The 298-nt window shown below is 50.7% G+C and carries 1 protein-coding gene; it reads right to left on the reverse strand.

What is annotated here, in order from left to right:
* A partial coding sequence (locus GHO42_RS25855) for a hypothetical protein (protein ID WP_218575999.1) occupies positions 1–230 on the reverse strand: 230 nt, incomplete at its 3' end.
* Between the last annotated feature and the right edge of the window lie 68 nt (positions 231–298).

A 298-nucleotide genomic window follows, 5' to 3' on the forward strand; every position in this document is an offset into this window, starting at 1 on the left:
AGTCGGTTAGAATACCGGCCTGTCACGCCGGGGGTCGCGGGTTCGAGTCCCGTCCGCTGCGCCATATTCTGAACACAAGCCCCTTGAACGCTTGTGATCAACAAAAAGCCTGCCTTGTGCAGGCTTTTTTGTGTATGCATGTTTTCGTTGATTGATAAAAAATTCAAATAAAACAACCACTTACGCGAATAGTGTGAGAGAATGCGCCCCGCAACGAAAGTGAAGTACAAGGGTGATTAGCTCAGCTGGGAGAGCATCTGCCTTACAAGCAGAGGGTCGGCGGTTCGATCCCGTCATC

It is taken from the genome of Pseudomonas sp. FSL R10-0056 (assembly GCF_009600105.1).
Taxonomy (GTDB): Bacteria; Pseudomonadota; Gammaproteobacteria; order Pseudomonadales; family Pseudomonadaceae; genus Aquipseudomonas; species Aquipseudomonas bubulae.